Annotated in this window: 19 protein-coding genes; 17 read left to right on the top strand and 2 right to left on the bottom strand. The window is 66.9% G+C overall.

All coding sequences use genetic code 11. The features are described from left to right. The 13 genes from Q7J26_RS13025 to Q7J26_RS12965 all read left to right on the top strand — a co-directional run. Window positions 1–357, top strand: a 357-nt coding sequence (locus Q7J26_RS13025) for an oxidoreductase C-terminal domain-containing protein (RefSeq protein WP_304936836.1), incomplete at its 5' end; no start/stop codon positions are given. A 267-nt stretch (window positions 358–624) separates the two neighbouring features. Next, window positions 625–2,046, top strand: a complete 1,422-nt coding sequence (locus Q7J26_RS13020; protein ID WP_183198815.1) for a circularly permuted type 2 ATP-grasp protein — start codon at window positions 625–627, stop codon at window positions 2,044–2,046. Further along, window positions 2,046–2,984, top strand: a complete 939-nt coding sequence (locus Q7J26_RS13015) for an alpha-E domain-containing protein (protein ID WP_304936835.1) — start codon at window positions 2,046–2,048, stop codon at window positions 2,982–2,984. The genes Q7J26_RS13020 and Q7J26_RS13015 overlap by 1 nt, the downstream gene beginning before the upstream one ends. Before the next feature lie 2 nt (window positions 2,985–2,986). After that, entirely contained in the window at window positions 2,987–3,835 is an 849-nt protein-coding gene (locus Q7J26_RS13010; protein ID WP_304936834.1) for a transglutaminase family protein, read from the top strand. Between the two features lie 64 nt (window positions 3,836–3,899). After that, complete coding sequence (locus Q7J26_RS13005; RefSeq protein ID WP_304936833.1) at window positions 3,900–4,685, top strand: peptidase; 786 nt, start codon at window positions 3,900–3,902, stop codon at window positions 4,683–4,685. A 182-nt stretch (window positions 4,686–4,867) separates the two neighbouring features. After that, window positions 4,868–7,129 carry a TonB-dependent siderophore receptor gene (locus tag Q7J26_RS13000; protein WP_304936832.1) on the top strand — a complete coding sequence of 754 codons (2,262 nt, stop codon included), beginning with the start codon at window positions 4,868–4,870 and terminating at the stop codon, window positions 7,127–7,129. A 75-nt stretch (window positions 7,130–7,204) separates the two neighbouring features. Then, window positions 7,205–7,891 carry a Fe2+-dependent dioxygenase gene (locus Q7J26_RS12995; RefSeq protein WP_304936831.1) on the top strand — a complete coding sequence of 229 codons (687 nt, stop codon included), beginning with the start codon at window positions 7,205–7,207 and terminating at the stop codon, window positions 7,889–7,891. A 92-nt stretch (window positions 7,892–7,983) separates the two neighbouring features. Then, on the top strand, window positions 7,984–10,041 hold the full coding sequence (locus tag Q7J26_RS12990; protein ID WP_304936830.1) for a TonB-dependent receptor: 2,058 nt from the start codon (window positions 7,984–7,986) through the stop codon (window positions 10,039–10,041). A 75-nt stretch (window positions 10,042–10,116) separates the two neighbouring features. Continuing rightward, window positions 10,117–10,797 (top strand): PepSY-associated TM helix domain-containing protein, encoded by a 681-nt coding sequence (locus tag Q7J26_RS12985; RefSeq protein WP_304936829.1) that lies wholly within the window; start codon window positions 10,117–10,119, stop codon window positions 10,795–10,797. A gap of 20 nt (window positions 10,798–10,817) precedes the next feature. Further along, window positions 10,818–11,333, top strand: a complete 516-nt coding sequence (locus Q7J26_RS12980) for a DUF2271 domain-containing protein (RefSeq protein WP_271164587.1) — start codon at window positions 10,818–10,820, stop codon at window positions 11,331–11,333. Between the two features lie 11 nt (window positions 11,334–11,344). Next, complete coding sequence (locus tag Q7J26_RS12975) at window positions 11,345–12,145, top strand: DUF4198 domain-containing protein (protein WP_304936828.1); 801 nt, start codon at window positions 11,345–11,347, stop codon at window positions 12,143–12,145. 9 nt (window positions 12,146–12,154) lie between these two features. Continuing rightward, entirely contained in the window at window positions 12,155–13,264 is a 1,110-nt protein-coding gene (locus Q7J26_RS12970) for an FAD:protein FMN transferase (RefSeq protein ID WP_304936827.1), read from the top strand. After that, window positions 13,261–14,628, top strand: a complete 1,368-nt coding sequence (locus Q7J26_RS12965) for a sulfite reductase subunit alpha (RefSeq protein WP_304936826.1) — start codon at window positions 13,261–13,263, stop codon at window positions 14,626–14,628. Before Q7J26_RS12970 ends, Q7J26_RS12965 begins: the two co-directional genes overlap by 4 nt. 107 nt (window positions 14,629–14,735) lie before the next feature. Here the strand turns inward: Q7J26_RS12965 and Q7J26_RS12960 are convergent, their stop codons facing one another. Both Q7J26_RS12960 and murC read right to left on the bottom strand, forming a co-directional pair. After that, window positions 14,736–14,939, bottom strand: a complete 204-nt coding sequence (locus Q7J26_RS12960) for a hypothetical protein (protein WP_304936825.1) — start codon at window positions 14,937–14,939, stop codon at window positions 14,736–14,738. A gap of 239 nt (window positions 14,940–15,178) precedes the next feature. Then, window positions 15,179–16,573 carry a UDP-N-acetylmuramate--L-alanine ligase gene (gene murC, locus Q7J26_RS12955; RefSeq protein WP_304936824.1) on the bottom strand — a complete coding sequence of 465 codons (1,395 nt, stop codon included), beginning with the start codon at window positions 16,571–16,573 and terminating at the stop codon, window positions 15,179–15,181. 54 nt (window positions 16,574–16,627) lie between these two features. Between murC and Q7J26_RS12950 the strand changes: the two genes are divergently transcribed. The 4 genes from Q7J26_RS12950 to Q7J26_RS12935 all read left to right on the top strand — a co-directional run. Continuing rightward, window positions 16,628–17,479, top strand: a complete 852-nt coding sequence (locus tag Q7J26_RS12950; protein WP_304936823.1) for an LD-carboxypeptidase — start codon at window positions 16,628–16,630, stop codon at window positions 17,477–17,479. A gap of 372 nt (window positions 17,480–17,851) precedes the next feature. Then, window positions 17,852–19,720 (top strand): DNA primase, encoded by a 1,869-nt coding sequence (gene dnaG / locus Q7J26_RS12945; protein WP_304936822.1) that lies wholly within the window; start codon window positions 17,852–17,854, stop codon window positions 19,718–19,720. A gap of 281 nt (window positions 19,721–20,001) precedes the next feature. After that, window positions 20,002–20,406 carry a PIN domain-containing protein gene (locus Q7J26_RS12940; protein ID WP_304936821.1) on the top strand — a complete coding sequence of 135 codons (405 nt, stop codon included), beginning with the start codon at window positions 20,002–20,004 and terminating at the stop codon, window positions 20,404–20,406. A 397-nt stretch (window positions 20,407–20,803) separates the two neighbouring features. Continuing rightward, window positions 20,804–22,205, top strand: a 1,402-nt coding sequence (locus Q7J26_RS12935) for a sigma-70 family RNA polymerase sigma factor (RefSeq protein ID WP_304936820.1), incomplete at its 3' end; no start/stop codon positions are given.

The following is a 22,205-nucleotide window of genomic DNA, read 5'->3' as shown; positions in this document are numbered from 1 at the left end:
TCGCACCGGCTGGAGAGCGTGCCCAATGCGCTGGAACAGGCGAAGCAGGCGGCGGCGGCCATCGTCGGGCGGCCGGGACCGGCGCCGGAGGTTCCGTGGTTCTGGTCCGATCAGTACGACTTCAAGCTTCAGATCGCCGGACTGCCGTTCGATGCGGACCGTCAGGTGGTGCGGGGCGATTCGTCGGCGGGGGGCTTTGCGGTGTTTCACCTGAACGGCGACCGGGTGGTCTGTGTCGAGGCGGTCAATGCGCCGCCGGAGTTCATGGCGGGCAAGCAACTGATCGGGAAGGCGACGCCGGTGGATGTGGCGAAGCTGGCGGATCAGGCGGTGTCGATGAAGGCCGTGGGGGTGTGACACAGGCCTTCTCCCTCCCCCTGTGGGGGAGGGCGGTCGCGTAGCGGCCGGGTGGGGGCGGCCAAGCAGGGGCGCACGGGTTCTGCTTCGCGAGATATGTGCCGTGTCGCCCTGCCGCCCCCACCCGGCTTCGCCTTCGGCTCAGCCCCCTCCCCCGCGGAGGGAGGGAGAGTCGCCCCGCCGCTCCGTCGTCGCCGCAGTGCAACAAAACTGTTGCGCTTTTCGTTCGGGATGGATCAAGCTGCGAACTCAACGCGGCGGGGGCGAATGACGAGAGCTTTCGACGAAATGAACGGCGGCGGATCAGGGACGATCCGCGACAGCTACAAGACCCTGGCGGCCTGGCTGGAAAACGCCCCGCCCGATCTGCTGCAGGCGCGCTCGCGCCAGGCGGAGCTGTTCTTCCGCCGTATGGGCGTGACCTTCGCCGTCTATGGCGACGAGGAATCCAACGAGCGGCTGATCCCGTTTGACGTGGTGCCGCGCATCATCGGCGCCGACGAATGGGGCGGGCTGGAGAAGGGGCTGAAGCAGCGGGTCACCGCCATCAACGCCTTCCTGAAGGACATCTACGGACCGCAGGACTGTATCCGCGCCGGGATCGTGCCCGCCGACCTGATCCTGACCAATCCCCACTATCGGCCCGAGATGCAGGGCCGCCGTCCGCCGGGCGACGTCTGGTGCCATATCGCGGGGGTCGATCTGGTCCGCACGGGCGAGGACGGCTTCTATGTGCTGGAGGACAATGTCCGCACGCCGTCCGGGGTCTCCTATATGTTGGAGAACCGCGAGATGATGATGCGGCTGTTCCCCGACCTGTTCGCCGAACATGCGGTGCGGCCGGTCGAGATCTATACCGACATGCTGCTGCGGTCCTTGCAGGCCTCGGCCCCTTCGGGGGCGGGCGAGGACCCGACCATCGTGGTGCTGACGCCGGGGCCGTTCAACTCGGCCTATTACGAGCACAGCTTCCTGGCCGACAAGCTGGGGGTCGAGCTGGTCGAGGGCGGGGACCTCTTCGTCAATGACGACACCGTCTATATGCGCACGACCGAGGGGCCCAAGCGGGTCGACGTCATCTATCGCCGCATCGACGATGACTTCATCGATCCCCTGACCTTCATGCCCAACTCGGCGGTGGGGGTGCCGGGGCTGATGTCGGCCTATTTCGCCGGGCGCGTCACCCTGGCCAATGCGGTCGGGACGGGGGTGGCTGACGACAAGGCCGTCTATACCTACATGCCCGAGATCATACGCTTCTTCACCGGCGAGGACGCCATCCTGAAGAATGTGCCGACCTGGCGCTGCCGCGAGGCCGATGCGCTGAAGGAGGTGCTGGGCAAGCTGGACGAGCTGGTGGTCAAGGAGGTCGGCGGTTCGGGTGGTTACGGCATGCTGGTGGGGCCGACCTCGACCAAGGCCGAGATCGAGGCGTTTCGGGCCAAGTTGATCGCCGACCCCGACGACTTCATCGCCCAGCCGACGCTGAGCCTGTCCACGGCGCCGACCCTGAACGGCGGAAGCCTGTCGCCGCGCCACGTCGATCTGCGGCCGTTCGTCCTGTCCAGTCCGGCGGGGGTGCGGGTCGCACCCGGCGGCCTGACGCGGGTGGCGTTGAAGGAGGGGTCGCTGGTGGTCAACTCCAGCCAGGGCGGCGGAACCAAGGACACCTGGGTGTTGGATAACTGATGCTCTCTCGCACCGCAGACAGTCTGTACTGGACCGGCCGCTATATGGAGCGGGCGGACTTTCTCGCGCGCATTCTGGAGGCCGCCATCCGCCTGGCCGCCCTGCCGGCCAAGGATCAGGCCACGGTCACGGCCTGGGCCGGCGCCATCGCCTCGTCGGGGGTCAAGAGCGGCTTTGACGCCTCGGGGCGGACCATCTCGGAGAAGTCGGTCCGGGAATATCTGGCCTTCGGCTACGACAATTCGACCTCGATCAAGGCCTGTATCACCAAGGCGCGGACCAACGCCCGTTCGGTGCGCACCGCCCTGACCATCGAACTATGGGAGGCGATCAACGGCGCCTGGAACGGGCTGAACGAACTGGGCGAGCCGACCAAGCGGGATGATTTCACCAACTTCCTGGACTTCGTGAAGTCCACGTCCCTGGCGGTCGAGGGCGCCTCGTCGCGGACCATGTTGCGCAACGACGCCTACTGGTTCCTGCGGCTGGGCATGGCGATCGAGCGGGCCGACAACACCGCCCGTCTGCTGGATGTGAAGTATCACCTGCTGCTGCCGCCCGGCGAACGGGTGGGCGGCCAGCTGGACTATTTCCAGTGGACCACCCTGTTGCGCGAGGTCTCGGCCCTGACCGCCTATCGCTGGGTCTATCGCGAGAGCGTGCGGCCCTGGCTGGTGGCCGATCTGCTGGTGCTGAACCGACAGATGCCGCGCTCGCTGGCCAGCTGTCAGGGGATGATCGTCAGCTATCTGGAGAAGCTGGCCACCGACTACGGCCGGCGCGGGCCGGCGCAACGGCTGGCGTCCAACTGCCTGACCCAGTTCAACGAGGCCAAGATCGAGGACATCTTCCAGTCGGGCCTGCACGAGTACATCCAGGGCTTCCTGAACCAGAACAAAGCCCTGGCCGGCGCCATCCAAGAACAGTACCTGGTCTGAGCATGCGGATCCGGATCGATCACTCCACCCGTTACGCCTACGCCCGTCCGGCGCGGTTCATCGTGCAGATGCTGCGCCTGACGCCCCGCTCGTGCGAGAGCCAGCAGGTGCGCGAATGGCGCATTGAGACCGATGTGGATGCGAGGCTGCGTCGCAGCGACGACGCCTTCGGCAATATCGTCCATAGCCTCTATACCGAGCAGCCGACCGACGCCCTGACCATCCGGGTGACGGGCGAGGTCTCGACCATGGACACCGGCGGGGTGATCCGGGGCCAGAACGAGCGGCTGCAGCCGACCGTCTATCTGCGCGACACCCGCCTGACCCAAGCCGATCCGGGCATGGTCGCGTTCGCCCAGGCGGCGGTCGGGACCGGGGCGGGATCCGCGCTGGATCGGATGCACCGGCTGATGGGGGCGATCCACGGCGATGTGGCCTTCGAGGTCGGGGCGACGTCCGCCACCCATACGGCGGCCGAGGCCTTCGCCATCCGGCGCGGCGTCTGCCAGGACCACGCCCAGATCTTCATCGCCTGCGCCCGGACCCTGGGCGTGCCGGCTCGCTATGTCTCGGGCCATCTGAACCGGTCGGACGGCCAGCACGACCAGGACGCCGCCCACGCCTGGGCCGAGGCCTGGATCGAGGGGCTGGGCTGGGTCGGGTTCGACGCGGCCAACGGAATCTGTCCGACCGACAACTATGTCCGCATCGCCACGGGCCTGGACGCCTTGGGCGCAACGCCGATCCGGGGCACCAGCTACGGCGGCGGGATCGGGACGCTGACGGTCGCCCTGCATGTGCGGCCTGTGCAACAGAGTCAGCAGCAACATCAATCCAAGGGATGGTCCTGATCGCCATGGGCGGGGAATCTGCTAGCGTCGAACGATTCGCAGAACCGGGAGCGGATAGAGCGAAGTGACCTATTGCGTGGGCATGTTGGTGGACGAGGGGTTGGCGATGATCGCCGACACCCGCACCAATGCGGGCGTGGACAACATCTCGTCCTACCGCAAGCTGCATATCTTCAAGACTACCGGCGAGCGGATCCTGGCGGTGGCGACGGCCGGAAATCTGTCGGTCACCCAGACGGCCCTGGCCATGGTGGCCGAGGGGGTGAAGCTGTCCGACTCGACGGAGCTGGAGACGCTGGAGACGGCTCCGACCCTGTTCCGCGCCGCCCAGATTCTGGGTCACGCCCTGGCCATGGTGCGTGCCACCATCAATACGCCGTGCTCGCCGACGGCCGACGCGCTGAACGTCAACGCCTCCATGCTGCTGGGCGGGCAGATCGCCGGCGGAAAAATGGGCCTGTATCTGATCTACGGTCAGGGCAATTTCATCGAATGCGGGCCGGACACCCCCTATCTGCAGATCGGCGAGCTGAAGTACGGCAAGCCGATCCTGGATCGGGCCCTGCATAATTCCACCCCCCTGTCCGAGGCCGTCAAACTGGGGCTGATCTCGTTCGACTCGACAATTCGCTCGAACATCGCCGTGGGTCCGCCGCTGGATCTGATCGTCATTCCCCGCGACCATCTGACGGGGATGGAGCGGCGCATCGACGTGGACGATCCCTATTTCCGCGACCTGGGCCGGCGTTGGTCCGAAGCCCTGGCCTCGGCCCACAAGGCCATGCCCGATCCCACCTGGCTGGACCTGGACCTGTCGCCGCCGACACGGAACATGAGCATCGTCCTCTGATCTGAGGCGGGCGGGCCATCGTTGCCGCATGCTTTGGAAAGGCGGGGGAGACCCCCGCCGCAGACGCGTGCGCCTTCACGAAATTGCTGTATCTGCGATTAAGTCGCAATTCCTCTTGTGCGACATTATGAAGCTGTCTATTGCGACCGCATCGCAAAATCAGGCCAAAAGGTCGCCTCAATATGTCCGAGTCCCGCGCCGCCGCGCTCCGTTCCCTTCTGTTCGCCTCCAGCGCCGCCGGCATGCTGGTGGCCGCCCCGGCTTTGGCCGCTGACGTGACGCCCGAAGGCGGCGTTATCGTCACCGCCGACCAGCAACAACAGCCGGCCAATCTCGGCACCATCGACGTCAACGGTCAGGTGAAGAAGCGTCAGCCGGAAAGCCCAGAGTTCGTCGCCCCCCTGCTCGACACGCCCCGCTCGGTGACCATCATCCCGGAGCAGGTCATCACCCAGACGGCCGCGACCTCGCTGGAAGACCTGCTGCGCAACTCGCCCGGCATCACCTTCGGCGCGGGCGAGGGCGGCCAGCCCCTGGCCGACCGTCCGTTCATCCGGGGCCAGTCCTCGGGCAACAACATCTTCGTCGACGGCGTGCGCGACGCCGGGGGGCAGCAGCGTGAAGTCTTCGACCTGGAACAGGTCGAGGTCATCAAAGGCGCCGATTCCGTCTATTCGGGTCGCGGCTCGGGCGGCGGCAGCATCAATCTCAGCTCCAAGCAGCCGCGTCTGACCGACGTCGTCAACGCCAGCGCGGGCGTGGGCACCGACAACTATTATCGCGCCACCGTGGACGGCAACTGGCGTCTGAACGACACCAGCGCCTTCCGCCTGAACCTGATGGCGACCGAGGGCGACGTGCCGGGACGCGATGCGGTCGATTTCGAGAAGTACGGCATGGCCATGGCCCTGGGCCTCGGGCTGGGAACCGACACCTCGGCGACGGTCAGCTACTATCACCTGACCTCAGACTCGATGCCGGACTACGGCATTCCGCTGGACCGCAAGCTGGACAGCACCTGGGCGATCCAGACGACCGACAGCCGTATTCTGAACGTCCCTTACGACACCTTCTACGGGCTGAAGGCGCGCGACTATATGCGCAACGAGGTGGACAGCGTCTCGGTCAAGCTGGAGCACAAGTTCAGCGACACCCTGACCCTGCGCAACCTGACCCGCTATTCGGAGACGCTGAACGACTATGTCGTCACCAACCCCGGCGACGGCGGCACAGCTGTTCTGGTCGGCGACACCTGGTGGATGAAGCGGGGCACCAAATCGCGCTGGAACCCGGCCGAGACCTTCGCCAATGTCACGGACCTGTTCGGGACCTTCCAGACCGGCGCACTGAAGCACAGCTTCGACCTGGGGGTCGAATACAGCCGTGAGCGCAACCGCAACGCCAGCTATACGGTCACGACGACCAGCGGCACAGCCTGCCCCACCGGACTGACCGGTTTCGATTGTACCCCGGTCTATGACCCCAATCCGAACGATCCCTGGACGGGGTCGATCGTCCGTGGCGCGGTTACCAGCAACACGACCAAGTCAACGGGCGTCTATGCCGCCGACTCCATCTCGTTTGGCTCTAAGTGGGTGCTGAACCTGGGCCTGCGGTGGGACGACTATGCCGTGCGTGGTCTGTCGAGCGCGGGCGTCGCCGTTCCCGAGAACTCGTGGGACTTCGTCAACTATCAGATCGGCCTGGTCTACAAGCCGACCGCGAACACCAGCATCTACGCCTCCTATGCGACCTCTTCGACGCCGCCGACCGTCTCTGCTGGCGACCAGAACAGTTCGGGCGGTAATGGTTCGGGCAATCTGGAGAGTGAAATCCTTGATCCCGAAGACACCGAAAACTACGAAATCGGCGCCAAGGCCGAACTGTTCGGTCAGCGCCTGACCCTCAGTGGCGCCCTATTCCAGACCACCCGCAAGAACGCGCAGATCCTGGTCGAGGACGGGGTTTACGAACAGGCGGGCGAGACGGAAGTGAAGGGTCTGGAGCTGGGCTTCTCCGGCAATGTCACCCCGCTCTGGACGGTTTTCGGCGGCTACACCTACATGGACTCCGAACTGGTTAGCGGCGCCTACAACAACGTCAATGTCGGCGATCCGCTGGCCAATACGCCCAAGAACAGCTTCAGCCTGTTCACCACCTATCGCGTCATGCCCAAGCTGAGCCTGGGCGGCGGCGTCTATTATGTGGGCGACCGATTCGGCGGGAACCAGGGCGGGGCCGGCGGCGGCACGGGGGCAGTCTATGCGCCCAGCTACACCCGCCTCGACCTGTTCGCCTCCTATGACGTGACCGACCGCGCCAGCCTGCAGTTGAACGTCAAGAATGCGACGGACGAGGAATACATCATGCGCACCAACGGGGTTCACCACGCCGACCCGGCGCCCGCGCGCCAGGCCATTCTGACGTTGAACCTGCGCTTCTAAAGGCCATTATCCCCGGCCTATCCTGACGGCCCCGTCCTTCCGGCGGGGCCGTCTTTTCTTTTTGCGAGACCCGTCGTGCTGCTGCAAATCCCCGAAGTCTTCTCCAAGGCCGAAGTGAAGGCGCTGCGTGAGCGGTTGGACGCCGGTCCGTGGACGGACGGAAACGTGACCTCGGGCCATCAGTCAGCGACGGCGAAGCGGAACCAGCAACTGCCGGAAGATTCGGATGTGGCCAGGGAGGTTTCGGCCCTGGTGGTTCAGGCGCTGAACGCCAATCCGATGTTCGTGGCCGCCGCCCTGCCGCACACGATCTTTCCGCCCCTGTTCAATCGCTACGAAGGCGGCGGCGAGTTCGGCCTGCATGTGGACAACGCCATCCGCCAGCAGCGCGGCGGGGGTGCGATCCGGATCCGCAGCGACCTGTCGGCGACCCTGTTCCTGTCCGAGCCCGAGGATTATGACGGCGGGGAGCTGATCATCGAGGAGATGTACGGGCCGCAGTCGGTCAAGCTGCCGGCCGGGGATCTGGTGCTGTATCCGTCCAAGAGCCTTCATAAGGTCATGCCGGTGACGCGCGGGGCGCGGGTCTCGTCCTTCATGTGGATGCAGAGCCTGATCCGCGACGACGGCGACCGCGAGATGCTGTTCCGCCTGGACGTCGCGACCCAGCGTGTGGCGCGCGAGAAGGGGCCCAAGGATCAGGCGGTGATCGAGCTGACCGGGGTCTATCACAACCTGCTGCGGCGCTGGTCCGAGGTTTGACGCCGACCCCTTCGCCTGTGACCTCGGGGCCGCAATCGGAGTTATAAAGTCGCAGGGGTGAACCAAGGCGAAGCTGGTCTATTGTGACCGGGATGTTTCAAGACACGCCCCCCGCACCGCCCGCCCAGCTTTCCGAAATCACGGTGACGGCCGCCCGTCTTCCGCCCGCCGCCGCCGACGCCGCCTTTTCGGTGGTGCGGCTGGACGAACGGGTGCTGGAGCGATCCGCCCGGCTGGACGAGGTCCTGCGCACCGTGCCGGCCGTGTCCCTGTTCCGGAGGACGTCCAGTCTGGCCGCAAATCCGACGACCCAGGGGATTTCGCTGCGGGCCATCGCGCCGTCGGGCGCGGGGCGGACCCTGGTGACGCTGGATGGGGTGCCGCTGAATGATCCGTTCGGGGGGTGGGTGATCTGGTCCCAGGTCGCGCCGGAATCGCTGGAGCGGGTGGATATCGTGCGCGGCGCCGGGGCGGGCCCTTACGGCGCCGGAGCCCTGACCGGGACCATCGGCCTGACGGAACGGGACGGCGGCGGGGTGTTGGACCTCTCGGTCGGCGAGCGCGGCGGCGCGCGGGCGGCGGGGTCGGGATCGACGATGCTGGGACCGGTCGGCGTCACCCTGTCGGGCCTGTACGAGACCAGCGACGGCTATACGCCCGTGCGTGGATCCGCGGCCGGGGCGGCGGACACGCCGCTGGATCTGGACAGCCGCAGCGCCGCTCTACGGGTCGATGCGCCGCTGGACGGGCTCAATCTCGAAGGGGCCAATCTGTCGCAGCGGGCGGCGACCTGGGAGGAGGATCGCGGGTCCGGCCTGCTGAACACCCGGTCCAACGCCAGCGGCCACAGTCTGAGCGCCACAGCGGCCAAGGCGCCGCCCGTCGACGGCTACGGCTGGCGGCTGCAAGCCTGGCGGATCGAGAGCGATTTCGCCAACAGTTCGGCCTCGGTGGCGGCGGATCGGTCGACCACGACCCCGGCCAATGATCAGTACAAGACCCCGGCCACCGGCTGGGGCCTGAACGCGGCCCTGCGCCGCCGCGTGTCCGAGTTCGCCGGCGGGCGGCTGGAATGGGAGGTCGGCGCCGACGCCCGGTTCAACGAGGGCGAGACCAACGAGTTCTTCAACAACCCGACCGGCGCCGGCTTTGCGCGCGGGCGTCGGGCGGGCGGCGAGACGTCGGTGGCCGGCGGTTATGTGGACGGGTCGTGGACCGGCGGGGACTGGCTGGTCGCGGGCGGGCTGCGTTACGACCAGTGGAGAAACGAGGCGGGCTTCCGTTACGAATACACGCTGGCGACCGGCGCGCCGATCCTGGACGAGACGGCCGAGGACAGGTCGGGCGAGGTGTTCAGCGCCCGTCTGGCGGCGCGGCGGGATCTCAGCAGTCTGCTGGGCGCAGGCTACGCCTGGCGGGCGGCGGCCTATTCCGGTTTCCGCCCCGCGACGCTGAACGAACTGCACAGGCCGTTCCGGGTCGGCAACGACATCACCGAAGCCAATTCGGCGCTGGAGCCCGAGACCCTGCGCGGGATCGAGACAGGCCTAGCCTACGACCGGGACGGGATCGCCTGGGGCGCGACGGTCTTCTGGAACGAGATCGAGGACGCCATCGTCAATGTGACGATCGGCGAGGGGCCGGGGACCTTCCCCCGCGCGGGCTTCGTGCCGGCCGGGGGCGTGCTGCGCCAGCGCCAGAACGCCGGGACCATCGAAGCCTGGGGCGTCGAACTGAACGGATCGGTCCAGGCGACCGAGGCCCTGTCGCTGAACGCCGCCCTGTCGTGGACCGACGCCGAGGTGGACGGCGGGACAGCAGCGCCGCAGCTGACCGGCCTGCGTCCGGCCCAGGCGCCGGAGTGGAGCGCGACGGCGGGTCTGGACTGGCGGGCGATGGAGCGCCTGACCCTGGGCCTGGCCGCGCGCTATGAATCGGCGCGGTTCGACGATGATCTGAACAGTCGGTCGCTGGAGGCCGCCGTGACCCTGGACGCCCGCGCCGAATGGGCGGCCAGCGAACGGGTCATGCTGTGGGCCGCCGTGGACAATGTTTTCGACGAGGATGTCGAGGTGTCGCTGACGGGGACGGACGTCGCCGGCTATGCGCCGCCGCGCACGCTGCGCGCCGGGCTGAGGTTCAGCTACTGAGGTTAGGCGCGCGGCGAGCATTTCGTCGCACGGCCTGCTATTGAAAACAGTTCGCAACAGTGGCACAGCCACGGGGTGACTGAACTCGCCGCACAACGTCAGGCCGATGGGGCCGCCAAGGGCTCGAAAAAGCCCAAGGCGGCGCTGAACGGCGCGCGCGCCTTCTGGCTGAAACAGCTTCATTCCTGGCACTGGATTTCGGCGGCGGTCAGTCTTGTTGGACTGATCCTGTTCGCGATCACCGGCATCACCCTGAACCACGCCGCCTCGATCCCGGCCGAGCCGGTGACGGTGGAACAGACCGCGACCCTGCCGGCGCCCCTGCTGCAACGGCTGGCGGAGTTTCCTCAGGAGACGACCGACCCGGCGCCGGACGCCGTGGCCCGCTGGGCGGCCGAGAGCCTGAAGGTCGAGATTGCCGGCAAGCCGACCGAGACCACGGCCGAAGAAATCTATATTGCCCTGCCTACGCCCGGCGGCGACGGATGGGTGACCATCGACCGTTCGACGGGCGATGTGCTGCATGAAAAGACGACACGGGGTTGGATCGCCTACCTCAACGACCTGCATAAAGGCCGCAACGCCGGGACGGTCTGGTTCTGGTTCATCGACGTCTTCGCCGTAGCCTGCACGATTTTCGCCCTGACGGGGCTGGGGCTGATGTGGCTGCACGCCAAGGGGCGGCCGTCCACCTGGCCGCTGGCGGCCCTGGGCCTGGTCGTGCCCGTCGTCATCGCCCTGATCTTTATTCATTGAACTTCGTGAGAGTGTTCCGGATGCGCCTGCTTCCCATCGTCATCACCACGGCCGGGCTTTCCCTGGCCGCAGCGGCGCCGGCCCTGGCGGCGGATTTGTCGGTCACGGTCGATGTGCCGCGCCTGAACACCGCCTCCTATCATCGGCCCTATGTGGCGGTGTGGATCGAACGGCCGGACCAGACGGCGGTCCAGACCCTGGCGGTCTGGTACCAGCAGACCCGCAACAACGAGGGCGACGGCAAGGACTGGCTGAAGGACCTGCGCACCTGGTGGCGCAAGGGCGGCCGGGCCATGAGCCTGCCGGCCGACGGCGTCTCGGGCGCCACCCGCGCGCCGGGGCGTCAGACCGTCACCGTGCCCGCCGCCCGCCTGCGCGGCCTTCAGCCCGGCCAGTACACCGTCGTCGTCGAGGCGGCCCGTGAACTGGGCGGCCGCGAAGTCGTGCGCGTGCCCTTCCGCTGGGGCGGCGCCAACACCGCCAATGCTTCCGGCTCCACCGAACTGGGCGCCGTGCGCGTCACCGTCTCTCGCTGAGGAACAGACCCATGAAAAAGACGATCACTCTGCTGACTCTCGCCGCCGCCCTGGCCGCGCCGATGGCCGCCCAGGCTCACCGCGCCTGGATGGCCCCCACCTCGACCAGCCTGTCGGGCAATGACGCCTGGGTCGGGTTCGACGCCGGCATGTCGAACGGGGTCTTCATTCCCGACCACGCCGCCATGCGGATGGGCGGCCTGGTGGTGACGGCGCCGGACGGGTCGGCCGCCCAGGCCGAGCACCTGATGCAAGGTCAGTACCGCACCACCTTCGACGTCCACCTGACGCAGAACGGCACCTACAAGATCGCCAATGTCATGAACGGCGTCATGGCCGGCTACACCCTGAACGGCGAACAGAAGCGCTGGCGCGGTTCGGCGGCCGAGTTCCCGGCGGCCTTGCCGGCCGGCGCGACCGACGTCCAGGCGACCCGCACCGCCAGCCGGATCGAGACCTTCGTCACCCTGAACAACCCGACCGAAACCGTGTTCAAGACGACGGGCGAGGGGCTGGAACTGGTGCCCGTGACCCATCCGAACGACCTGGCCAAGGGCGAGGCCGCGACCTTCAAACTGGTCAAGGACGGCCAGCCGGCCGCCGATCTGGACGTGACCATCGCGCGTGGCGGCCTGCGCTATCGCGACAATCCCGAGGAGATGACGGTCAAGACCGGCGCCGACGGCGCCTTCACCGTGACCTGGCCTGAAGCCGGCATGTACTGGCTGAACGCCTCGATCCGCACGCCGGCCCAGGGCGAAACCCCGGGTTCGAACGCCAGCTATGTGGCGGTGATGGAAGTCCTGCCCTAAGCCACGGGGATGTCCGACACCCCCTTCTCGCGCGGATCCCGCGCCGCCCCGCCCACGGTCTCGCTCGGCGACCCGGTTCCGCTCGCAGACCGGGCCGACAACCGGGTGCTGATCTCGCCGATGGACGGGGTTCCGCCCCGCCCGCCCAGTGACAGGATCCTGTCGCTGGGCGGCCCGACCATGGGCACGACCTGGAGCGCGCGGGTGATCGGCCCGCCGGATCTCAGCGAGGCGGCGGTCCAGGCGGCGGTGGAGGAAGAATTGGCGGCGGTGATCGCCGTCTTCAGCCCGTGGGAGCCGTCCAGCGAGATCAGCCGCTTCAACGCCGCGCCCGAAGGCGTGTGGGCGGTGTCCCAGCCCTTCTGGGATCTGCTGGACGCCGCCATGGACCTGGGCGACGAGACGAACGGCGCCGTCGATCCGACCCTGGGCGCCCTGGTCGATCTGTGGGGGTTCGGCCCGCCCGGACCGCGTTCGCCCCTGCTGCCCGTGCCCTCGGACGAGGAGGTCGAGGCGGCGCTGAAACGGTCCGGCTGGCAAAAGCTGCGGCTGAACCGCGACGCGCGCGCGGTCATGCAGTTGGGCGGCATGAGGCTGGACCTGTCCGGCATCGCCAAGGGCCATGCCGTGGACCGGGTCTCGGACCGGCTGACGGCCATGGGCGCGACCTCGCACCTGGTCGAGATCGGCGGCGAGTTGAAGGGGCGCGGCGTCAAGCCCGACGCCCAACCCTGGTGGGTCGAGATCGAGCGGGTCGAGGGCTCGACCGCGCCGCGCACCGTGGCGGCCCTGTACGACCTGGCCATGGCGACCAGCGGCGACTATCGCCGCGCCTTCGAACATAACGGCCGCCTGTATCCGCATACGCTGGACGGATCGACCGGGCGGCCGGTGAGCAACGCCTTGGCGTCGGTGACGGTGCTGCACGCCTCGGCCATGAAGGCTGACGCCTACGCCACGGCCCTGACGGTCATGGGGCCGTTCGAGGGGCCGGACTACGCCGAGGCGGTCGGCCTGGCCGCCCATTTCGTCGAGCGGACCGAGCGCGGCCTGGTCGAACGGATGACGCCGGCCTTCGCCGCCATGATGGACGACCCCGCCGTGGAGGGGGCAGGTTGACGCACGAGCCGGCGCGTTGGCTATGGGCCGTCGGAGCGACGGCCCTGTGGTTGGTCCTGACCGGCTTCATCGTCTGGCGCGAACGCCGGGCGAAGGCGGCGGCGCGCGCGCGGTCGCAGGCGATGGCCGGGGACGGCGAGAGCGTGTTGGTCGCCTTCGCCAGCCAGACGGGATTCGCCGAGCAACTGGCGTGGATGACGGCCAGGGCCCTGCAGGACGGCGAGGTGGGGGCGCGGGTTTTGTCCTTCGCCGATCTGGACGGCGCGACGCTGAAGACGGCCGGCCGGGCCTTGCTGATCGTGTCCACGACCGGCGAGGGCGACCCGCCCGATACAGCGGCGCGGTTCGTGCGCAAAACCATGGGGCAGGCGGCGGATCTGACGGGCTTGCGCTTCGGCCTGCTGGCCCTGGGCGACCGCAGCTATGACCAGTTCTGCGGCTTCGGCCATGCGGTGGACGGCTGGCTGCGCCGGTCGGGCGCCGAAGCCCTGTTCGATCTGGTCGAGGTCGACAACGGCGAGGCCGGCGCCATTCGTCACTGGCAGCACCAGCTGAACCAGATCACCGGCAGCCTCGCGGCCCCCGACTGGGCGCCGGCGGCGTTCGAGCCCTGGCGGCTGGTCGAGCGGACCCTGGTCAATCCGGGCAGTCCGGGCGGGGCGGCCTATCACCTCGCATTCGAACCGATCGGGCCGACGCCGGACTGGGCGGCGGGCGATATCGCCGAGGTGGGCCTGCCGGAACGGGACGGGGCGACGCCCGGCGCGCGTGAATATTCCATCGCCTCCCTGCCGTCTGACGGGCGGGTCGAGTGCCTGATCCGCCTGATGCGCCGCCCCGACGGGACGCCGGGCCTGGCGTCGGGCTGGCTGACCCAGGATCTGACAGTCGGCGCCGAAATCGGAATGCGGCTGCGCCCCAACCGCAGCTTCCACGGACCGGCGGACGAGACGCCGATGATCCTGATCGGCAACGGCACGGGGATCGCGGGCTTGAGGGCGCATCTGAAGGCGCGGACGGCGGCGGGCGGCGCCTGGCTGTTGTTCGGCGAGCGGACGCGGGCGCACGACGCCTTCTTCGATGCAGAGCTTCAGGCCTGGACGGCGTCGGGCGTGCTGAGGCGGCTGGACCGGTGTTTCTCGCGCGACGCGGGCGACGGGCGGTATGTGCAGGATCTGGTCGCGGACGCGGCGGACGCGGCGGACGCCTTGCGCGACTGGGTGGCGCGGGGGGCGGTCATCTATGTCTGCGGCAGTCTGGAGGGCATGTCGCAGGGCGTCCATGCGGCGCTGGCGGCCGCCCTGGGGGAGGCGGTCGTGCTGGAAATGCTGGAAGACGGACGGTATCGGCGGGACGTTTACTGAGCCCAAGAAATCGCCGTCCTCGCCATTAAATTTGAGGGTATGCCGACACCGGCAAAGGTCGGCCCCGGCTGCCGGAAGTGGACATGGAGATTGTCGCTTTGGGCAAGTTAGCGGACCTTGGCGTTGCGGCGACGGACATAGTCCCAGATCGACTTCACGACGTTCGCACCAATCACGATTCCCACCATCGGCCAGAGCCAACGGTCTGGAATGTCGGCCCCAATGTCAAAATGAAGAAACGCCCAGAACACTACGACGAATGCCAGTGTTCCAGCCCACAAGATGATTGAGTTCTTGGCGTCGCGGCTCATGGCTGCATTCCCTCTTCACAGTGCAGCTTACTGCCACGCGGCATGTCCGCAATAGGTGGTGCACGGAACTCAGCGCACGCCACATCTGGACCTTCAGATCACGGCCGCCAGGAGTTGTTGGTCTCGGTGAACGCCTGCCTTTTTGGCGAGTATCCATCCGCTCCGTCGAAGACGGCGAGTCACTGCCGCCACCGGGAATATGGATCCTCGCCACAAGGGCGAGGATGACGGCGTTGATGTCAGCGAAGCCGTTCCAGCAGATCCGCCGCGAAGCTGGATAGGGTGTCGTCGCGGGCGCCCATGACGATGATCCGGTCGCCCGGTTGCGCCATCTCGACGATCCGGTCGCCGCAGTCGGCGCGGGTGGGCAGGGCCTCCGCCTGACGGCCGACGGCGCGGACGCCCGAGGCGATGTCTTCTGAGCCGACGCTGCGGTCTGTGGTGCCGCCGTAATAGACCGGCTCGGGCATCAGCAGGACGTCGTCCTCGCGCATCAGGCCGGCGAAACCGTCGATGAACTCCTGCCGCATCAGCTTCAGCGGGCCGAAGCCGTGGGGCTGGAACAGGATCAGCAGGCGGCCGTCGAAGGCGTGCAGGGTCTTCAGGGTGGCGGCGATCTTGTCCGGGTTATGGGCGAAGTCGTCGATGATGGTGATGGCGTTGACGGTCCCGACCACCTCCATCCGGCGACGGATGCCGGCGAAGGTCTCCAGCGCCTTGACCGCCTGGCCCGTCGGCACGTCCAGCGCCTTGACCGCGCCCAGGGCCGCCAGGGCGTTGGCGACATTGTGGGCGCCGGGGACGTTCAGGACGACGTCATATTCGCTCCAGCCCTCGATCAGGCGGAACTTCATGCCCGCGGGCGTCGGCTGAAGATCGTGGGCGGACAGGTCGGCGGTTTCTCCGCCCAGGGCGAAGGTTACGGCCTTTCCAACCGGCAGGGTCTGGGCCAGAGCCGCCGTCTCGGGGTTGTCGAGGTTCAGCACCGCCGTGACCGCGCGGCTGGTGAAGCCGCCGAACAGGTCGCGCAACTCCTCCATCGACTTGTGGTCCAGCGAGATGTTGGAGACGACGGCGACGGTGGGATCATAGCCGGCGATGGAGCCGTCGGACTCGTCCACCTCGGCGACGAACAGGTCGGGTTCGCCGACCAGGGCGCTGGCGAACGGGTGATCGGCGTCGGCGAAATTCTTCATCACCGCCCCGTTGACGACGGTGGGGTTGCGGTCGGCCTGGTCCAGGATCCAGGCGATCATGCCGGTGATGGTGGATTTGCCGCTGGTGCCCGCCACGCCGATGGAGGTGGGGGCGGCGTTGAACAACTGGCTCAGCAGCTGGGGCCGGGTTTTGATGACGGCGCCGACGCGGCGGGCCGCGCCGATATCGGGCACAGTCTCTTCAATCGCGCCGGTGGCGACGACGGTCTGGGCGGCGCGGGTTACGCCCGATCCGTCCTGGGGGTGCAGGGTCACGCCGTGGGCGCGCAGCCAGTCGAACTTCTCGGGCGTGCGGCCCTGGTCCAGCGCCCGGTCGGAGCCTTCGATGGCATGGCCTTGAGCCTGGACGATCAGGGCCAGGGGCAGCATGCCCGACCCGCCGATGCCGCAGAAGAAATAGGAGGCGTCTTGGTTCATGCCCCCTTAGAACAGGGGATCGGGCCGGTCCGCCAGAGGCGGATCGCAATTTCGATGAAGAAGACGGACGTGACCAGCAACAGCTTCAAGATCGGCGTCGTCTGCGCCAGTTCGCGCTTTTCAAAAGAGCGGGCCGAGACCGTCGAGGCCTGGATGACCGAACACCATCCTGACGGGGATGTGGCGGTGGTCTTTCACCCCGCCTGTTTCCTGAAACACGGCCATTTCGCCGGGGACGACCGGGCGCGGGCCGACGCCTTCGTCGCGTTCGCCAACGACCCGCGCATCGACGCCATCTGGTTCGCGCGCGGCGGCTATGGATCCTGCCGGATCGCCGAATCGGTCATTCCGCGCCTGAACGCCGTGGCCCGCAAGAAGCGCTATATGGGCTATTCCGACGCCGGCAGCCTGCTGGCCGGGATGTACAAGGCCGGGTTCGAACACCTGGCGCACGGGCCCATGGCCTCGGATTCGGTGCGCGACGACGCGACGGCGAAGGGCGCCCTGGGCTGGTTGACGACCGGACGAACCGACTGGATCGAACCCTCGTTGGCGACCGATCCGCGACCCGCCGTCGCCTTCAACCTGACCATCCTGGACCAACTGGTCGGCACGGCGCTTGAGCCCGATCTGTCCGGCCATGTCATGATGCTGGAGGAGGTTTACGAGGCGGCCTATCGGATCGACCGGATGATGTTTCACTTGACGGGGCAGGAGTCGATCCGACGTGTGGCCGGAATTCGCCTGGGACGTGTTTCCGATGTCACGCCAAACGATCCCGATTTCGGACAGACTCCGGAGGAGATTGTTCGATACTGGTGCCTGAGGTCCGGCATAGATTTCCTGGGAGTCGCTGATATCGGGCACGACGACGCCAACAAGGTGGTTCCCTTCGGTCGCGGCTGAGGCGAACGGCCCGCGACGCAAAAGACACAGTCTCGCCTTGATCTGCCGCCGCGCGCCCGGCGCCCCCTCGACACATCCTGCGTCTGCACGTCAGATGCAGGTCCGCGAGGCGTTAGGACTTCGTTAAGCCAAGGCGTTGGGGGACGCTGCGGTTTACGCCTTCTGCGATGCGGCGGTTCGTTCGGACCTCGGGGGATGCCCGGACGAACCGCCTGATCGTCTTTCCAGTATCGGGTAAACTGTTGCGACCGATATTGGCGTCGGCGGATTTTATCCTCGATATTACCCACAGTGCGAATCAGGATCGGGGACACTGGCGATAAGGTTGGTTTTCGACATTCACTTTCGCGCTAAGCGAAGGCTTGTGCTCGTGTGCGCTTTGACGACCGTTTCATTGATGAACTGAAGGCTCGCCTTCGCCCGTCCGACGTCATCGGACGGACGGTGAAGCTTAAGCGTCAAGGGCGGGAATATGCTGGGCTGTCGCCCTTCTCGAAGGAGAAGTCGCCTTCCTTTTTCGTCAACGACGACAAGGGCTTCTTCCACGACTTTTCATCTGGAAAACACGGCGACATCATCTCCTTCCTTCAGGAAACGGAGCGACTGAGCTTCGTTGAAGCTGTCCAACGGTTGGCTGCTGAGGCCGGGATGCAACTTCCCGCCGAAGACCCCAAGGAGGCCGAGCGCGAGCAGAAGCGCCTGGGCCTGTCCGAATGGATGGATCTGGCCCAGAAATGGTTCGCCGCCAATCTGCGCCGCACGCCGGGCAAGGCGGCGCGCGAATACCTTGAGAAACGCGGCCTGCCTGAAGATCAGTGGGAGCGGTTCGGCCTGGGCTATGCGCCCAATGACCGCGAGGGGCTGAAACAGGCCCTGGTTCAGCGCGGCGCGCGGCCGGCCGAACTGGTCGAGGCCGGGGTGCTGATCTCGCCGGAAAGCGGCGGCCAGCCCTATGACCGGTTCCGCGACCGGCTGATGTTCCCCATCCTGGATGCGCGCGGCCGGATCGTCAGCTTCGGCGGCCGGGCGATGAACCCCGACGACCGGGCCAAATATCTGAACGGTCCCGAGAGCCCGCTGTTTCACAAGGGGGCCACCCTCTACGGCCTGCCTGAGGCGCGGCGGATCCTGGGGGCGGAGAGCAAGAACGACCAGGCCATCATCGTAGTCGAAGGCTATATGGACGTCATCGCCTGCCAGCGCGCAGGCCTGCCGGCCGTGGCGCCGATGGGCACGGCCCTGACTGAAGAACAGATGGAGCGGCTGTGGCGGGTCAGCCATGAGCCGGTGCTGTGTTTCGACGGCGACGCGGCGGGGCTGCGCGCCGCCTATCGCGCCATCGAGCGGTCGTTGCCGCTGCTGAAGCCGGGGCGGTCGTTCCGGTTTTCGTTGCTGAGCGGCGGTCAGGACCCCGACGACATCCTGCGCGACAAGGGGGCGCCGGCGCTGCGTCAGGCCCTGGCCGACACCCACGGCTTCGCCGAGGTGCTGTTCCGCCGTGAGCAGGACGTCGAGCCGTTGGACACGCCGGAGCGCAAGGCCGGTTTCAAGGCGCGGCTACGAGCCGCCGCCTCGGCCATTCAGGACAAGGATCTGGCCGAACAATACCGCCGGGACCTGTTCGACCGGTTCGACGCCCTGTTTCCCCGCACGCCCCCCCGCGCGCCCTGGACGCCGGGGCAGGGGCAGGGGCGGGGCCGTTTCGGCCCGCCGCCCAAACTGGGACAGACGGTTGAGGGGGCGCAGGCGATGCAGTCCCTGTTCCGCGCCGTCAGCCCGGTGGCGGCGGCCCTGGCCTATGCCGCCATCGACGATATCGAACGGCTGGACGACCATCTGGAAGAGGTCAGCGTCCAGGGCTTCGGCGACGCCGCGCTGGAGGGGCTGGCGCAGGAGCTGGTGCGGTTGCGGCTGTCGGGCCAGGCGTCGGACGCGGCTGTGGTGCGTCATCGACTGCGTGATTCCGGCTTTGATCCTCTGCTGAAAGAGATCGAAAAGGCGGCGTCCAAGTCGGGCGCCTCCTTCCTGTCGTCGGACCTGACCGTCGCGGAATCGCGCGCCCACTGGCTGAAGGTGTTCGGCCTGATGACCCATCTGGCCGCCCTGTCGCGCGCCATCGAGACCGCCAAACAGGACATGGGCCAGGGCACGGGCATCGACGCCCTGGTGCGGCTGAAGGCCGAGCGCGACGCCATCACCCGGTCGTTCGCGGCCCCGGACTTCTGGACCACCCTGGTCTGATACGCCCCGATTGGCGGGCTTCACGATCTGGAGTAGTCTCGCGCCATGGACGGTTCCCAACCTGTCAGGATCACGCGCGACGGCGACCACCAGGTCGTCCACCTGCCGAGCGGCGTCTCCGCCCCGGCCGACGCTGTGGTGCGCCAGGAGGGGGATCGGCTGATCATCGAACGGGCGGGGCCGTCCCGGCGGCAAAGACTGCTTGAGCGGCTCGCGACCCTTGAGCCCATAGAGGAAGACTTCGCACCTATAAGCGATCTCCCTTTGGGACCCGTTCGGTTTTGATCCTCTATCTGCTCGACACGAACGCGGTGTCGGATCTTGTACGAAACCCTCAAGGTCAGGTGGCGCAACAGTACAGCCTGCGTGCGGAAGACGCCGCCACCAGCATCATAGTTGCGGCAGAGCTGCGTTACGGGGCTGAAAGACGTGGGTCGTTAAAGTTGCGAGTGCAGTTGGACGCCGTCTTGGCGCACTTGCCAGCCTTGCCGTTCGATACGCCTGCGGACTTCGCGTATGCGCAAATCCGCAGCGCTTTGGAACGCACGGGCTCAACTATAAGCGCCAATGACCTGCTGATCGCCGCGCACGCCCTGGCGCTGGACTGTATCCTGGTGACCGACAATGAACGCGAATTCTCGCTTGTGCCCGGACTGCGGGTTGAGAACTGGCTGCGTCCTGGTTAGGCGGCCTTGACTCTGCGGGCGCGCGACGCCATCTGGCGCAATCGGATCATGATGCCTTAGTGCGCGAGGTCGAGAAGGCGGCGGCAAAGCCCGACGCGCCATTCCTGGCCGCAAATGCGCCCCTCGCCGAGGCAAGGGTCCGATGGTCGCAGGCGTTCGACGTTCCACCCTCCTGGTTTGGATGGGTTGGCGGGCGTCTCAGCTCAGGCGCGTGATGCGCCCGGGCGAGGATGAAGCGTTTCGCCGACGGAAGGTCGTGCGGAACATGCTTCGCCATGCGATCAAAGCCGGAATGACTTGGGAAGACAGCACGGGCGCGTAACCTTACGGCTCGTCAGGCATTGTATTTTTCGCCGGGGCGGATTGATCACCCCCTTCGGCTGGAGACAGACTGAATATGAACGCACAGACCGAGACGCAGGACGCCGAGGTTACGACCGACGGCCCCCTGCTCGATCTGACTGACGCCGGCGTCAAGAAATTCATCAAACAGGCCAAGGCTCGCGGCTATGTGACGATGGAGGAGCTGAACAAGGTCCTGCCGTCCGAAGAAGTCACGCCGGACGCCATTGAAGACACCCTGGCCATGTTGTCCGAGATGGGCGTCAACGTCGTCGAGGCCGAGGAGGACGCGCAGGAGCAGCAGTCCACCGACGTCGCCGCCGCCGCCGGAACCGCCGTCGCCGAGGCGCCCGCCAAGGCCGCCTATGACCGCACCGACGACCCCGTGCGGATGTATCTGCGCGAAATGGGTTCGGTCGAACTGCTGAGCCGCGAGGGCGAAATCGCCATCGCCAAGCGGATCGAAGCCGGCCGCGACGCCATGATCTCGGGTCTCTGCGAAAGCGCCCTGACCTTCGAGGCCATCATGGTGTGGCGCGACGAGCTTGAGAACAACCGCATCCTTCTGCGTGAAGTCATCGACCTGGACGCCACCTACGGCGTGCTGAACCCCTCGTCCCTCCCCGGCGCCGTCCAGCCCGAGGCGGAAGAGGCAGAAGAGGCCGAAGAAAAGCCGGCCGCTGAAGAAAAGCCCGAATCCGACGACGACGACGACGATGATTTCGACGACGGCGGCGGCATGTCCGTGTCGGCGCTGGAAGCCGAGCTGCGCGACGGGGTGATGGAGGTGCTGAACCTCATCGCCGCCGATTTCAGCGAATTCCGGAGCCTGCAGGACAAGCTGGTCCAGACCCGCCTGAAGGGCGAGGCGCTGAGCACCAAGGACTCCAAGGCCTATCAGACGCTGACGAAATCCATCTCGGATCGTCTGAAGACGATGAAGCTGAACAACAACCGTATCGAGGCCCTGGTCGAGCAGCTTTATGCGATCAACAAGCGCCTGATCGGTCTGGAAGGCCGTCTGCTGCGCTTAGCGGACAGCTACGGCATTTCGCGTCCTGAATTCCTGAAGGCCTATTTCGGCGCCGAACTGGACCCGACCTGGACCGAACGGATCAAGGAACAGGGCGTGCGCTGGACCAAGTTCAGCGATAACGAAGCCAGCCAGATCGCCACCATCCGCGCCGACGTCGCCGCCGTGGCCCTGGAAGCCGGCCTGCCGATCGACGACTATCGCCGCATCGTCCAGACCGTTCAGAAGGGCGAGCGCGAGGCCCGTCAGGCCAAGAAGGAAATGGTCGAGGCCAACCTGCGCCTCGTGATCTCCATCGCCAAGAAATACACCAACCGCGGCCTGCAGTTCCTGGACCTGATCCAGGAGGGCAACATCGGTCTGATGAAGGCGGTCGACAAGTTCGAGTACCGCCGCGGCTACAAGTTCTCGACCTACGCCACCT

Source organism: Brevundimonas sp., assembly GCF_030656255.1.
Taxonomy (GTDB): Bacteria; Pseudomonadota; Alphaproteobacteria; order Caulobacterales; family Caulobacteraceae; genus Brevundimonas.
This window is presented reverse-complemented; position numbering and strand designations above follow the sequence as displayed.

Coding starts and splice junctions, on each gene's coding strand:
- Q7J26_RS12990 (WP_304936830.1), top strand. CDS start 7,984: ATGTTTCAAGACACGCCCCCCGCACCGCCCGCCCAGCTTTCCGAAATC.
- Q7J26_RS13000 (WP_304936832.1), top strand. CDS start 4,868: ATGTCCGAGTCCCGCGCCGCCGCGCTCCGTTCCCTTCTGTTCGCCTCC.
- Q7J26_RS12960 (WP_304936825.1), bottom strand. CDS start 14,939: ATGAGCCGCGACGCCAAGAACTCAATCATCTTGTGGGCTGGAACACTG.
- Q7J26_RS12980 (WP_271164587.1), top strand. CDS start 10,818: ATGCGCCTGCTTCCCATCGTCATCACCACGGCCGGGCTTTCCCTGGCC.
- Q7J26_RS13020 (WP_183198815.1), top strand. CDS start 625: ATGACGAGAGCTTTCGACGAAATGAACGGCGGCGGATCAGGGACGATC.
- Q7J26_RS12950 (WP_304936823.1), top strand. CDS start 16,628: ATGAAGAAGACGGACGTGACCAGCAACAGCTTCAAGATCGGCGTCGTC.
- murC (WP_304936824.1), bottom strand. CDS start 16,573: ATGAACCAAGACGCCTCCTATTTCTTCTGCGGCATCGGCGGGTCGGGC.
- Q7J26_RS13015 (WP_304936835.1), top strand. CDS start 2,046: ATGCTCTCTCGCACCGCAGACAGTCTGTACTGGACCGGCCGCTATATG.
- Q7J26_RS12970 (WP_304936827.1), top strand. CDS start 12,155: ATGTCCGACACCCCCTTCTCGCGCGGATCCCGCGCCGCCCCGCCCACG.
- Q7J26_RS13010 (WP_304936834.1), top strand. CDS start 2,987: ATGCGGATCCGGATCGATCACTCCACCCGTTACGCCTACGCCCGTCCG.
- Q7J26_RS12975 (WP_304936828.1), top strand. CDS start 11,345: ATGAAAAAGACGATCACTCTGCTGACTCTCGCCGCCGCCCTGGCCGCG.